Genomic DNA, 14,440 nt, shown 5'->3' on the forward strand with positions numbered 1-14,440 from the left:
GAAACGAGGAGATGAATTTATGTTTACAGTCGCTTTTAGAGAGTTTAAAAGTTTATTTACGAGCATTCGCTCAGGTTTAATAATTGCCGTCTTATTTGGTGTCACAGTCGGTGCTGCCAGATTAGTCCGCCAATTTGAAGCTCCCCTTCAGGATTTAGGACTTGGACAGGATGCTTACGTGATGGGATTAATGCTCTTATTGATTTTAGCCGCGCCTTTGTTTGTAACCAGCTTATCCCACAACATCGTCAATAAAGAAATGGATACACGAACCATCCGTTTTTTAGCAACAAAGACAAGTCGGAATCATATTATTCTTGGCAAATTTATCGGGAGTTTTTTATTTTGGGCTGTATGCCTTACTGTCGCTTTGTTACTTATCATTCCATTTTCAAAATCGTTTTCTATTTTAAATCTGATTCAAGCGATTATTTTTGTGTCTTACTTTATCGGCCTGACACTATTTCTATCAACCGTTATTCCAAAGCCATCTTTAAGTATGTTTTTAGGAATCATTATTTCGGTTGCTCTGCCGGTGCTTGGTTTATGGAGTACAGGGACAGACAATCTTTTTGTGAAGGCCATTGGCTATATTACACCTTATTTTTATTACATACAGGAAGAAACGCACAGTTACTATGCTTATTTCGTAGTGCTTTTCCCCGTTTTATTTATTGTATTAAGCTTATTCATCTTTAGAAAGAGGGATTTATAAATGGAAGCTTTGCAAACACATCAGTTAACTAAAACATACGGAAAGAAAATAGTTGTCGATTCCGTTGATTTACACATTCCCGAGGGTACGATTTTTGGCTTTCTCGGGAAAAATGGAGCAGGTAAATCCACGTTTATTAATATGGTAACCGGGCTTATCAAGCCCAGCTCCGGTTCCTTTGAAGTTTTAGGTCAGCCTGAAAAAAGGCTGGAATCGATTCAAAAAGAAATTGGTGTACTGCCGGATTACTCTACCTTTTATGATGATTTAACAGCATACCATCATTTAAACTACTTTCAAAAATTAGTCAAACAATCGCTTTCCAAACAGGATATTATCCATGTTCTCACCCAAGTCGGTTTAGAGGACGCTGTCCATGTCAAAGTGAAAAAGTATTCGTTTGGAATGAAAAAGAAACTGGGCATCGCTCAAAGCATTATTCATCAGCCTAAGCTGCTCTTTTTAGACGAACCAACATCCGGCGTGGATGCCAACGCCGTTTTGAACATTCATGCATTAATCAAGGAAATTGCTGCACAAGGAACTACGATTCTATTAACCTCTCACAATTTAAATGAAGTAGAGAAATTATGTGATGAGATTGCGATTATGAACAAGGGAAGCATTCAAACACAGGGAACGATGAAACAGCTGCGGGAACAGTATCAGCAGGACATCGTGATTCATATTCATCATCGCTCCCTCTCTGAAAAGGAGCAAGTACACTTACAGACTTCCTTCACAGAGCTTGTCGAAAAAATTCAAATCGAAGAAACATCTTCCGAAATCATTGTGGCTTCAAAAGAGTATATTCCGCATGTAAATAAACAATTTGTAAGACAGGACATCGATGTATTTCGGTTAGAAGTAGAAGAACCGTCCCTTGAGGAAATTTTTCTTAATCTAGAGTAAATGAAGTCTGTATAACAAAGCAGGAAAAATGAAAGGTGATTTAATTTGATAAAAGACATTCCAGCACCACAACGCAAACTATCCAAATATAGTATCAAGGTTTGGCTTATGAATGAAGTCCTTTCGAATGTAATTGGTTTAGGTATACTTGGTCTATTCCTCTATCTTAGCTATTATTTTTCATGGAGAGAATGGATAGTTTGGATCATCATGGGGCTGATTTTGTTCACGATTATTGATATGAGCTTCACCCCTTTCAAGCTCCAAAGACGGTATCAGCATGGGCGTTTTGGGGTCAGTGAGGAATTTTTACAATTAAGGTCAGGAGCGCTTTTTCAAAAACATCAGATGATACCCATGACGAAGATCCAATCCGTATCCATTCATCAAGGACCATTCATGAGAAAATATCAGCTTTATCAGCTGAAGGTCAACACGATAACAACAAAGCATACCATTCCCGCCTTAGATGAAACAGAGGCCATGGAACTGCGACAGCAAATCGCAACCTATGCGAATGTAAAGGAGCGGGACGCATGAATCAAGAAAAACGGTATCATCCCCTGCTTATGATCTACGATATTTGGCGCTTGATTAAAAACATGTTCTTCTTATTCTTGTTTTTATTTATTATTCGAGCAAATTCTGATTTTTGGCTGTTTACCTATGGACGTTTGGCAATCGTTTTGATATTTATGCTTATTCTTTTGGCCATTCCCATTCGATGGTTTACCAGCAAATATAAAGTTGGAAATGAAAATCTGCAGCTAAACCGGCGTCTCGTGATAACAAGCAGCCGAACGATACCCTATGCAACAATTCAGCATACCAGGCGGAAAGCTTCCCTATTCCATCGCATGGTCAACATGACCTCACTTACGTTGGAAACGAGCACAGCTGGAGATAATAGCACGGTAACCTTTCATGTTCTAACACAGAAAGAAGCACAGGAAATGGAAAAACACATTCGTGCAACAAGAAGCTTGAACCGTTCAGAAAATACCTATGAGAAAGAATTCCCGGGCCCGGTATCTGAAAACATTCAAACAGATACGTATAATGCAGATCCTATCGTTCATTTCTCGCCGACAGCCTATGATATTTTCAAAGCTTCCTTAGCATCCTTTAGTTTTATAGCTGTGTTTCCCATTGTATGGTCGCTTCTATCAAACTTCATACAATTCTTTTCTTTCGGCGCACAAGCGGAAGATGTGTTCACCGATATTCTGGACGCTTGGCCCTGGTGGATTATTCTCGTTTCCATCATCTTGATCATACTGATTGCGATAGCTGCCGGCACCGTGTTAACCATATTTCGATTTGGCAAATATGAAATTGCTTCTGATATCGAAAAGATTTACGTTACACAGGGATTTTCAGAGAGAACTACCTTTCGTATTTCCAAAGCAAATGTGCAAGCTGTCAGCGTACATCAATCATGGATCAAACGAGCTCTTGGAATTGCGGAAATAAAATTGATTTGTGCAGGAAATACAGGCAGTGAAGATGCAGAAGTGAACAGACTGTATCCTTTTCTTCCTGTACAGCGTGCATACACAATGATTGAAGAAATATTACCGTCTTATCAGGTAACTTCAGAAATGAATCGTTTGCCTAAACAAGCTTGGCTGCTTCAGATGCTAAAGCCCAGCTGGGTTTGGATGATTGCAACAGGCTTGCTTTATTATGTTAAACCTGACTTTTTAGGCTTGGAAATACCCTGGTGGATATTTTCTGTCTTTATTTTCATTCTGGTAATCATGTCAAGACTGCTTTATTTCTATCAGACGCGCTATACAGTGAACGACTCCATTGTACAGATTAAGACTGGCGGTTTTAATACAAAATTTTTCTTATCTAAGAGAACTAAAATAGCGGAATTGCAGCTGACACGTCATATCGTACAGCAAAAGCTGGGATTAGCTTCTATCGTAGTAAGCAATCGCGCAAGACCTGTTATGTATACAAGGATCAACAACCTTCCCATTGGATGGTGCCAAGATTTTAGCAGATGGTATACGTTAAAGAGATAGTGCATCCGCATTTATTTAGAGTTGAAAGCTTCTGCTTACATCTCAAAACAGGCGTGATTCCTCCATCATAGAATGACAGAGGAATCACGCCTGTTCCTTTCATGAAGCACTATTTTTGCTTTTTAAAAGAAGTAAAAAAAGAACCTTGCTTCCTATTGCTAATAATAAGGAAACATAAGAAAAAACCTGTTCAGCTTTCGTTTTATTTCTGACAAAACAAATGATACTTATCATCAAAAAATAGAATGGGAAAAATCACGGATATATTTCTGGAAAAGCGGCAAGTTTCATGATGGCCATGATACCTGTTAAAAAATAGATATTCGTATTCCTTTTTCCTTCCATGCGGGCATTTTGTTTATCCTAACAGATCCTTCATATCCTACACAAATGATGTAAATAATAATTTTTAGGGTATAACATAGTAAGGTAACCGTAAATAACGATGAATGATGTATTGAAGGAGGGTGATATATCATGAAAATATTCCAAAGTATCTTATCTGGTTTCTGCTTTGTAATGATTTATGTCCTTATTATACTTTGCGCACCACTCATTCTAACATTGCTTCATCTGTTAGGTCTGCCTCAGCATGCTTCTATCTTTGGCTCCGGTTTATTTGAAATGGAGACGAGTCAAGGCGGATTTTACTCTCAAATATCTTTATTAGGATGTTTTCTCTCCTTTTTCACGGGGGCAATCTTTTACTATATTTTATATCCGATAAAGGAAAAGCGCAGAAAATAATAGCCGAATTGTCTATTTTAATAAACGCAAAAAGTTTCCCCTGACCTTTCCGTTAATGGGAAGGTCTGAGGAATCTTTTGATAAAGAAACGCATACCTATTGCCCGCTGTTTTTCTGTATAATCCCGCTTTCCAATATTTGAATAATTCTTTCTGTCTCTATCTCTTCTTCATCCCAATTTATTTCCGGAAGAAACACATAACGCGCCACAATATACGATAAGATCGATGTAGCAACCGTGCGTATAATTGTGTCTGTCTTCATGTCAGCCAGCTGTCCTTTGTCTTGATAATACGTGACGATTTCCCTCAGTTTATCAAAAATATCATTCCCTACATATTCAATAAACTTTTCTTTTAAATCGGGATGAAATGGAATTTCTTGCACTAAAATCTTTAACATCGGCAAATTCTTTTGGATGAATTCTTTTCGATTCTCAATCATCGCCCGAATAAAATCTTGAATATATTCAAATTCCTGATCAAGCACCTTATTCAGATCTTTTTTTATCATGGGAGCAAGCCATTTCACCATCATTGGCGAAACAACCGCCATCAGCAGTCCTTTTTTCGATTTAAAATGCTTAAAAATCGTTCCTTCTGCCACCTCTGCTTTCGTGGCAATTTCACTCGTTGATGTGCCTGCATACCCTTTTTCTGCAAATAAATCCGTTGCAGCTTCTAATATTGCGATTTGTTTTTTCGTTAATTTTGGTTCATTGTTTTCCATTTTAACTCGCCTCTTATCACGTTAGACATATCTATCTATACTATATCGGATAAGTTACTGGTTTGTCATGAATAATGGGATGATTTGATAACTTTATTCGCAGCTTGGTTGCAAAGTGGATTGATTGTTTGATAGCTCTTTCCATCTCTAACAGATTTGTCTCATCTACCGAATAATCTAAAAGCTTATTACAATCCTTCAAATCAATAATTGCTTGTTTTTATATCCTGCTCTTCACATTATTCTTTGGGAAATCTTCTATATCCTTATACATCTCTATAAGCACATTTCTTTAACAAATCATTTTAATTGTAAAGCTTCCTTCTTATAATCAAAAAAATTCATTTTGAAATAAAATGAAACTTCGCCAATATGATAAACTTGCTTTAAGTATCAAGATAAAACGAAATGTCAATTAGTGAAGTTTTCAGAATCATTATCAATGATAATAAATTTTTTTATTATGAAGGGACGTGATTTTTTGAAGTTTATTGACATGAACGGTAAGAAGATAGAAATTCTATCTAAAAGGAATGGTAAACCAGCAATACTTATTTTGACTGGAATGGGGTCTCCTTTTTATGAATGGGAAGAAATTATCTCTGCTCTCGAGGAAAACAGTCAAATTATCATGTTTCATCGTCCAGGGCTAGGTGAAAGTGAGTTCACTAATACAAAAAAGTCTACTGAAAATGTTACAAAAGAAATTATACAGATACTAGAGAAATTAAATATAACCGAGCCTGTCGTTCTTATAGGACATTCCTATGGCGGTTTATGTGCACAGCATTTATCAAAAATATATCCAAATAAAATAAGAGGATTATTACTATTAGATTCTACCTCTGTAGATTTGTATAAACTAGACCAACTAGATTTACCCTATCTAAACGAAAACGATTCAGACGCGGCATGGATTGAAAAATGTATAGAATACGCTTCATTATCTCCCTTAGAACTTTCGAAACAGTTAGCGCCTATTTTGACAGAAAATCAAAAAAAGCTTCCGCAAAATATTCAGGAAAAATTAATTGCATTTTATATAAACCCTTTATTATATAAAACCATGGTTCAAGAAATTACAAGTTGGGAAAAAGATGCTGAAACAATTAAATCCTTACCTTTCACCGGTTCATTTCCAGTAACGATTATTGGTCGGGATAAGAAAAAATGTATATCAAATCATGTGAAGAGCGGCATCCCAAAAGATGAGGCAGAATTATTGGAAGAAACCTGGCATCAATTAATTATCGAGCAACAAGCTATTTATAAAAATGCTAAACTGCTTTTTGCTTTAGATGCTGGCCACGATATTTATTTCGATCAGCCTCAGTTAGTAATTAAAGAAATAAAAGAGTTAATCCATAAAAGACTATCTTGAAAAAGAGGCGTAAGATATCCTCATATTTAGAGTATAATTTTTGATTCTTTGATATAAAACAGAAGCTGACTTTAAAAAGTCAGCTAGATCCCTTTTAAAATATGATAAACAGAGAAACATAGAAATCCCAGCCCTATAACAAGCAATGCTCCGCCTATAACAATATTAGTTGCAATATACCCTTGTTGAATCATATTGAATTGTACCGAATCCATCGTGCCTCCAGTAGTGGCTAAATAATTATTTGCTCCTTCTACCCCACCGCTAACGCTGGTTTTCAGCTTGAAATAGCCCGCTATCGTCAGGATAGTGGATAGAATAAGAATCCCGTATCTTTTTATAATCTCCATGATTATCCGCCTTTCCATATGTAAGCTATTCATGTCATTTTATCAAATTCTATTACAAACATAGCATTATTATACTGTATTTCATAATAAACCTGTCTTTTATCAAGTTTTATCAAGAAATCTGCTGGGAATAGTATTACAAGAAAAACCAGTAACCCATTTGCTATTGTATTGTTGAAATATTTGAAGTGAGTTTACATATTTAGCAAGCCTTCTATCCAGTTATAAGGATAAATATTACTAATTGAAGGTTCACAAAAAAGAGACAATCAAGCTTTACTAAAGCATAGGGGGCCACACAATGGAATCCAAAGAAAATAGTGAAAATCAAGAAAATAAACCCCATTATACAATACGCAACTGGGTCGGACTCATCCTGGGACCAGTATTATTTGCACTCGTTTATTTCCTTATTCCTGAAAACGTTTTACCGCATGAACAGAAGGTAGTACTGGGAGTAACATTGCTAGTCGCGACTTTCTGGGTGACAGAACCTGTCCCAATGGCTGCAACTTCCGTATTGCCGCTTGTCCTGTTTCCTGCTTTTCATGGTGTGGATATCGATACCGTAGCACCTGCTTACGGCAGCTCCGTCATCTTTATGTATGGAGGCGGTTTTGTCATTGCCCTGGCCATACAAAAGTGGAATCTGCATCGGCGTATTGCGCTCAATATTATTAAAATGATTGGAACAAAAAGCAATCGGATGATCCTGGGAATTCTGATTGCCACAGCAGGAATCTCCATGTTCGTTTCCAATGCTGCCACAGCTTTGATGATGCTGCCGGTGGCTATCGCACTCATTGATGAAGTAAAGGATAAAGAAATACTTAAGGGGCAAAACTTTGATTTTTTTTCAAAAGGCATCTTACTCGCTGTAGCCTATGCAGCTACAATTGGCGGTCTTGCCACACTGGTATCTGCCGTTCCAAACGCGCTCTTGGCAGGTATTGCATCTTCACAGCTTGACCGGACAGTTACCTTTGCAGAGTGGCTGTTCTTCACAGGACCAATTGCAATTATCCTGTTAGTTATCTTATATTTTTATCTTACAAAGGTTAAATTTAAAGTGAAATCCTCAGAAGAAGCCGATGGTGCATTAAGCTTCGTAAAAGATGAACTTCATAAGCTTGGCAAGCTCAGGTCGGACGAAATAAAGGTTGGAATTGTCTTCCTGATTACTGTCATGTTATGGATTATTTCTCCATTTGTTTCCAGCATTGGATTCATGCCTGAAAGTATTAGTGCGTTTTTTGACAATTTGGATGATGCGACCATTTCTATCTTTGGGGCAGCACTCTTATTCTTCCTGCCAAGCTCAAATAAAGCTGAACGTATCCTCGAATGGAAAGACACGACGGAATTGCCTTGGGGGATTCTTATTCTTTTTGGGGGCGGTATGTCAATCGCAACAGCATTTAGTGAATCAGGATTGAATGATTCTATCGGGGAAGTCCTGCAGATGCTTCAAGGCATGCAATATATCTTTGTAATACTGTTACTTGTTGTGTTTGTACTCAGCATTACCGAAATTCTTTCAAATACCGCTGTCTCTAACTTAATCCTGCCGCTGACTGTCGGCCTCGGGATTGCTATTGGAATTGATCCGCTTCCGTTTATGGCAGCCGCAGCATTATCTGCAGGATCTTGTTATATGCTTCCTGTTGCTACTCCGCCGAACACAGCAGTGTTCAGCGCTGGATATTTAGAAGTTTCCGACATGGCAAAAGCCGGTGTATGGCTGAACCTCATATCCGTTGTGGTCATCACTGCTGCCGTATACTTCTGGATGCCAATTGTTTTCAGTTTATAAGATAAGTGAAAATACAATGCTCTGTACGCTAATCAGCTAATGATAATAAACCAAAATAAAAGGGTTCCGATTATCTAATTAGGATAATTGGAACCCTTTTAAGTTATTTTTAGTGAGCTATGATTCAAGGTTTTCCTCTTAAGTCATGCTGCTAAAGCGAGCTGGTAGACCCGCCATCAATCGGAAACTCGGCGCCTGTCGTATACGAAGAATCATCTGATGCTAAGAACAACACTGTTTTTGCCACTTCAGCCCGTTTTCCTAAACGTCCAAGCGGATAAGTATTCCCAACTTCATCTGCGGTCTTCCCTTGCTGCTCTGCTCCATAATCCGCCATTTGTGTGTCAATATAACCTGGATGAATCGAATTCACACGAATCTGATCCTTGGCAACTTCCATCGCAACGTCCTTACTCATAATACGGACTGCACCTTTACTTGCACCGTATAATGCATGTCCAGGCGCTCCGCCCAGTCCTGCAACAGAGGAAGCATTAATGATTGAACCACTTTTTTGCTTCTGCATCACAGGCAATACATGCTTCATCCCTAAGAATGTGCCTGTCACATTGATATTCATTAATTTATTCCATGTCTCTAATTCGATTTCCGTGATTGGCTTAATAATATATATCCCTGCGTTGTTGAACAAAACATCAATGGTTCCAAATTGGTCAACGCCCTTTTTAACAACCTCTTGCCAATCCGCTTCTTTACTGACATCATGCTTTATCGAAATAGCTTCTGCTCCAAGCTCGTTGACTTCCTTTTCTGTTTCTTTGACACCATCGACATTCACATCTGTCAAAATAAGCTTTGCGCCTTCTTTTGCAAATAAATGAGCTGTTTCTTTTCCAATCCCTGTCCCAGCTCCAGTAATCAACGTAACTTTGTCCTGCACTCTCATCTTAACCCCTCCTTGAACTCAATAAACAAATCATAAAATTTGCTTCCTTTGTATTTTTTCCCCTCCTTTGTATATTTAAACAGACAAAAATTTTTCAAATATATTTCAAAAATTCATTGTTGTACATCTCTTTTTTATTTGTAACAAAATCTGGATGTGGTACCATATTATCAAACATAGGCTGTAATAAAATAAACTGATTAGAAGAAGAACCAAAGGAGGGAATCCACATCGAAAACAACCTACATAAACCAATCAAAGATACAAATCAGCCTCCTTCCGAAACAAATGATGCGCTCCGTCGCATAACAACCATTGCTTTTATTATTTGTCTTATTTTCATGGGAAGCGGAATCTATTTTTTATTCTTACAACCTATTAACTGGATACTTGTAAGCATTTTTGCTGTTATCAGCTTTATATCCGGCCTGATTTTTGCTTTTTTTATGCAGCAGAAAAAATACTTAGAAAGATATGAAATTTTCTATGAATTAAATGAAAAAGGGTATTTCCAAACTGCTATTGATCATAAGGCCGGACAAAGGGAAGAAACATCCATCTTATTTGATTCTGTCTGGGAAGTCATTATAGGAAATAGTATCAAAGAATCTTCCTCTAATAAAAAATTGTATTATGCAGGAAAACTTATGGTTTTTAAATACAAAGACGATCAATATTATATGAGAGAATTTTTTAATGAAGAAGAATTTTACGATTGGACAGCCCGTTTTCAGGATAAAGGATTGCCATTGTTTCAAACAGATGATGATCTCCGTCCTGCCCTTTTAGAACGTCAAAAATATCATACGGACTTTAACCAGCTCAAAGGAGAGCCATGGAACGGGGAGGAATTCCCACAAAAAATAGGAAGAAAAATATATAAGAATCCTTTTCATCCATGGGAGCCTGATGAGAAAAAACCTGAAGTTTCATTGAGAAAAAAGACAAGAAAATGGGAAATTCGAATAGGAATACTTCTGTTAGCTTATGCATTCATTCTTGGTTTAACTGTACTTCCCTGGCAGCCTGTCGCTGATGATAATACCTTTTGGGAAATGGGAATATTATTTGTTATTGGCGTATATGGTGTCAACATCCTGCTGCCGATTATTACTGTTTTTTGGAGGGCTTATACGAAATGGTTTCTTCCGTTCATTTATTTCGCTGTCCTCTTTGCAGGTCATAGTATTCCTGTATGGATTATCTCGGTATTCACCGACATTCCGCCGTTAGGTATCTTTATTTTTGCGACGGAGATTATTATTCTTCTATTTGGATGGATTCCCGGGTATATCCTGCTTAAAGTAGGAAAAGGAATTTTTATGTTCATTAGAAAGCTTACTATAAAAGAAAATAACCAAATGTTATAAGAGAATAACACAAACACTGTCACAGCTCCAAAATAGGATAAGTCCCCTCTAGTTGCACAGTGCGCTAGTGGGGACTTATCCTATTTTGTATTATTTATTTTTAGGAATCCACAGCGTCACCTCTGTCCCCTCTCCTGCTGTACTTTTAATATTCATTCCGTGTCCAAAAAGCTTTTTCCATCTCTGATTCGTATTCAGTAAACCCACGCCTTCTTTTTCTTCCTCTTTATTTAATAATCCGGCCAATACCTCTGCTTCCATCCCTGCCCCATCATCGATAATTTTAATGTGGTAACCATCTGCTAATTGTTTCCCTTGCAGCCACAGTGTACCTGGTTTATTTTGGGAGATAATCCCATGATTGATTGCATTTTCCACGATTGTCTGGATGGACAGCGGCGGTACAAAGATATCCTGAACGTCATCAAAATCCTTATGCACGGTCAGCTTCTCCATAAATCGCTGCTGCATGATATACATATAGGAATCTACTAACTCCAGCTCTTCCTCCAGCGATACTAACGGCTTCGTATTATTGCTGTGGAAGCTTCTGGAAAGGTATCTGCCAAATTCATTCAGCAGATTCATCATCCGGTCGATATCTATATTGCTTAAGGCAGCAATGGCATTCAAAGTATTAAACATAAAATGCGGTTTGATTTGAGCTTGTAACCAAGCCGCTTCCATCCGCAATTGTTCATCGACAGAATGACTTAAGTCTGTTAATGCCCTGACCCGGGCTTGTAATTCTAATGCTTCAACTGGCTTGGCGATATAATCATTTGCCCCGGATATAAAACCAGTATAAATATCCTCCGTTTGGTTACGAGCCGTTAATAATAGAACAGGTAATTCGGAAAGACTAAAGCGTTCTCTAATACGTTTCGTTAATTCATAGCCGGAAAACGGCGACATCATCACATCCGAGATGACCAAATCATAAGATTGTCTCTCCAGCCACTCTATAACAGTCTCCGGATCCGTTGTACAATGCAGCTGATAATCCGGTTCTAAAAGATTCTGCATTACTTTTAAATTAACAGGATCATCATCCACAACCAGCAGAAAAGGCTTGCCTGTTGCGGCATTTTTATCATGCCATACCATGGTATGAATGGCATAGTCATCATAAATGCTGCCTTGTTTCCCACTCTCTGACTGTACCAAATTTATACCTGCCATTGAGCCTAAAGGCATACTAAAAGAAAAGGACGTTCCCTTCCCCAGCACAGAATCTACACTAATTTCACCGCCATGCAGCTCAACTAATTGTCTGCAGATATTTAACCCTAACCCGATTCCCCCGCTATCCACATCAGACTTGCTGAGCTTCTCATAAGGAAGAAAGATTCGTTCCAAAGCATCCGGAGCGATCCCTGTTCCCGTATCCTGAATCGTAATAAGGGCCATATCTTCCTGTTTTACAGCAGAAATAATAACCTTGCCGCGTTCTGTATATTTCACTGCATTATGGATTAGGTTGAACAAAATTCGAATCAGCCGATTTTCATCTGCATATAGAGGCGGAAAATCCAATCCAATTTCGTTATGTACGGTAATGGACTTTTTTGGGGATGTAAATTGCACCATCTCGATAACACCTTCTGTAATAGAATGCAATGAAAGGTTCTCTTTTTGTAACGGAATCTTCCGCTCTTTTAGTCTTGTAATATCCAAAATATCGTTTAGTGTGAATGTTAATCGATGGCCAATTTGAGCTAAAAGCTGTAAATTATTGACTGCTTCTGGGGTTAAGCTGTCTCTATGTTTATTAATAATTGATTGAGCAATATTCACCATTCCATGTAAAGGATTGCGAATCTCATGAGACGTATTCGCTAAGAATTGGTCCTTTTTCTTATCCTCTTCAATTAATCTCACTGCCTGCTCTTCACTCAGCTGTGTCAGTTGAATATGGCGTTTTATTAATAGAATAGCGATGATAACAATGGGCACAAAAAAATCAAAGGGATAAAAAGGAAAGTCTATTTGACCTGTTTGTATTGCCGCTCCCCACGCTACATTAGAGGTATAGCTGCATATCAAGAGTAAAATCAGAATCCCGTTCTTATCACCACGGACAATCTGCCTGAGCGTAATGATAAACAGATAAGCAATAGCAACAGCATCATATACAAACAACAGCATCGATAAAACGGTAAAATGCTCCAGTGAAAAGAAGGTCAAGGTCAATACCGCCATCACGATAGCAATAACGGCCAACACCTTGATAAACTTCTGATGCATTTGATACAAATGCTGAATAAATTTAATCAAGACAAATAACACCAAAATATAGATGGCAACCAGCAGCCGGAAGGAGACATCTGCACTAAATGGCAATTGAACAAATACTTCATCGTCTAATAAATTCCCCACAGCAATCAAGAATGACATGAATCCAAAATAAATTAATTCGGTTTGCCGCTTCCCTTTATTCATAAGGAAAATGGCAAAAGCATACAGGGCATGCAAGAATAGAATGATAATAACGGTTAACTGAAGGAAGCGGGACAGATTGGTTTCCTGATTGACAGCTTCTGCCGTTCCATAGGAAACCGTCTGATCGACTCCACCTGCAAACGGAAGCTCATGATTCGAAATTTGCAAGATAATTTCCAGTTCACGCTTATCCGGATCCGCATAAAACAGACTGGTAATCGGCCCGCGGATATGTGACTGTTCCGTTTTCTCGGCAGTTGGGTAATTCACCGATTCTACAAGCTGACCATTTACCCTGATATTAACTGCCGTATGTATGTTATTCAGACGGAGTCCCAGAAAAGGAGGACTCGCATCCGGTAGCAACACCTTCAAATAATAACTGCCATATCCCAAGCTGTTTTCCTGATTTGCATTAACCATCCTCAGCTCATTTTGCCAATCACCAGGAACCTGAATCAACGTTTGGTCCGCCGCAGAAGAATTAGCTGGTGTATCTATGAATTGATTGGGGTAAAAAACCCACTCCCCATTTAAAGAAATCGTCTCTTTGTCAGAAAAATCCCAATCTGTTAAATCAAGCACGCCCTCTGTGATGACAGGCTGCTCTCCTTTGTTATGGTAATTAATCCACATGAATCGAAAACTGATCAGGCACGTAAAAAATAATAATAAAATGGCAAAAACCTTGAAGTATGTATAGGTATTCTTATTTTTCATCGCAGCGACCGCCCTGCCGTTATTTGTTAAAGAACAGCCTTTTTTATAAGAATCAGCACCCATTGAGGGGTGCTGAACGACAGCAAGATTGCTCCATTCCAGAACATCTCACTTCACGACTTGGCCAATTCTTTTATATTTTTTAGAATAAAATCTATCATAAAAAGCATGGTATATTAACATGATTCTCTCTTTTTCTAGTATTATAGCAAATAATACTACATTAAACCCTGCAGAATGAATATAAAGTCATGAAAAATACCTATTCCCTATTTTATAAAAGACAGTTGTCACTCATATTAATACATACCATAAAAAGAT

12 protein-coding genes are annotated in these 14,440 nt (G+C 37.9%); 8 read left to right on the forward strand and 4 right to left on the reverse strand.

Going from position 1 to position 14,440, the window contains the following annotated elements:
- Nucleotides 1-19 precede the first annotated feature (19 nt).
- The 5 genes from ACW0TQ_RS18030 (at nucleotide 20) to ACW0TQ_RS18050 (ending at nucleotide 4,407) form a co-directional block, all read left to right on the forward strand.
- On the forward strand, nucleotides 20-715 hold the full coding sequence (locus tag ACW0TQ_RS18030) for an ABC transporter permease (protein WP_042533576.1): 696 nt from the start codon (nucleotides 20-22) through the stop codon (nucleotides 713-715).
- Nucleotides 716-1,627 (forward strand): ABC transporter ATP-binding protein, encoded by a 912-nt coding sequence (locus ACW0TQ_RS18035; protein ID WP_042533575.1) that lies wholly within the window; start codon nucleotides 716-718, stop codon nucleotides 1,625-1,627.
- Nucleotides 1,628-1,672: 45 nt separating this feature from the next.
- Nucleotides 1,673-2,167 (forward strand): PH domain-containing protein, encoded by a 495-nt coding sequence (locus ACW0TQ_RS18040; RefSeq protein WP_368901593.1) that lies wholly within the window; start codon nucleotides 1,673-1,675, stop codon nucleotides 2,165-2,167.
- Nucleotides 2,164-3,660 carry a PH domain-containing protein gene (locus tag ACW0TQ_RS18045; protein ID WP_042533573.1) on the forward strand — a complete coding sequence of 499 codons (1,497 nt, stop codon included), beginning with the start codon at nucleotides 2,164-2,166 and terminating at the stop codon, nucleotides 3,658-3,660. The genes ACW0TQ_RS18040 and ACW0TQ_RS18045 overlap by 4 nt, the downstream gene beginning before the upstream one ends.
- 477 nt (nucleotides 3,661-4,137) lie before the next feature.
- Nucleotides 4,138-4,407: a hypothetical protein gene (locus ACW0TQ_RS18050; protein WP_042533572.1), complete on the forward strand. Its 270-nt coding sequence runs from the start codon at nucleotides 4,138-4,140 to the stop codon at nucleotides 4,405-4,407.
- Nucleotides 4,408-4,503: 96 nt separating this feature from the next.
- Here ACW0TQ_RS18050 and ACW0TQ_RS18055 read toward each other — a convergent pair whose 3' ends face one another.
- Nucleotides 4,504-5,136 (reverse strand): TetR/AcrR family transcriptional regulator, encoded by a 633-nt coding sequence (locus ACW0TQ_RS18055; protein ID WP_042533571.1) that lies wholly within the window; start codon nucleotides 5,134-5,136, stop codon nucleotides 4,504-4,506.
- A gap of 481 nt (nucleotides 5,137-5,617) precedes the next feature.
- Here ACW0TQ_RS18055 and ACW0TQ_RS18060 point away from each other — a divergent pair, with 481 nt between their 5' ends.
- The gene (locus ACW0TQ_RS18060) at nucleotides 5,618-6,517 is read left to right on the forward strand and encodes an alpha/beta fold hydrolase (RefSeq protein ID WP_193064110.1); all 900 of its coding nucleotides are present in this window, start codon (nucleotides 5,618-5,620) and stop codon (nucleotides 6,515-6,517) included.
- An 83-nt stretch (nucleotides 6,518-6,600) separates the two neighbouring features.
- Here the strand turns inward: ACW0TQ_RS18060 and ACW0TQ_RS18065 are convergent, their stop codons facing one another.
- Nucleotides 6,601-6,867: a hypothetical protein gene (locus ACW0TQ_RS18065; RefSeq protein WP_193064111.1), complete on the reverse strand. Its 267-nt coding sequence runs from the start codon at nucleotides 6,865-6,867 to the stop codon at nucleotides 6,601-6,603.
- A 301-nt stretch (nucleotides 6,868-7,168) separates the two neighbouring features.
- Between ACW0TQ_RS18065 and ACW0TQ_RS18070 the strand changes: the two genes are divergently transcribed.
- The gene (locus ACW0TQ_RS18070) at nucleotides 7,169-8,680 is read left to right on the forward strand and encodes an SLC13 family permease (protein ID WP_193064112.1); all 1,512 of its coding nucleotides are present in this window, start codon (nucleotides 7,169-7,171) and stop codon (nucleotides 8,678-8,680) included.
- Nucleotides 8,681-8,831: 151 nt separating this feature from the next.
- Here ACW0TQ_RS18070 and ACW0TQ_RS18075 read toward each other — a convergent pair whose 3' ends face one another.
- Nucleotides 8,832-9,587 (reverse strand): SDR family NAD(P)-dependent oxidoreductase, encoded by a 756-nt coding sequence (locus tag ACW0TQ_RS18075; protein ID WP_289584632.1) that lies wholly within the window; start codon nucleotides 9,585-9,587, stop codon nucleotides 8,832-8,834.
- Nucleotides 9,588-9,928: 341 nt separating this feature from the next.
- Between ACW0TQ_RS18075 and ACW0TQ_RS18080 the strand changes: the two genes are divergently transcribed.
- Nucleotides 9,929-10,957, forward strand: coding sequence for a hypothetical protein (locus tag ACW0TQ_RS18080; RefSeq protein ID WP_368901594.1), 1,029 nt, complete (start codon nucleotides 9,929-9,931; stop codon nucleotides 10,955-10,957).
- Nucleotides 10,958-11,047: 90 nt separating this feature from the next.
- On the opposite strand, the gene ACW0TQ_RS18085 is transcribed toward ACW0TQ_RS18080, so the two are convergent.
- Nucleotides 11,048-14,119: a hybrid sensor histidine kinase/response regulator gene (locus ACW0TQ_RS18085; protein ID WP_368901595.1), complete on the reverse strand. Its 3,072-nt coding sequence runs from the start codon at nucleotides 14,117-14,119 to the stop codon at nucleotides 11,048-11,050.
- Nucleotides 14,120-14,440 lie beyond the last annotated feature (321 nt).

The organism is Oceanobacillus sp. M60, assembly GCF_053839645.1.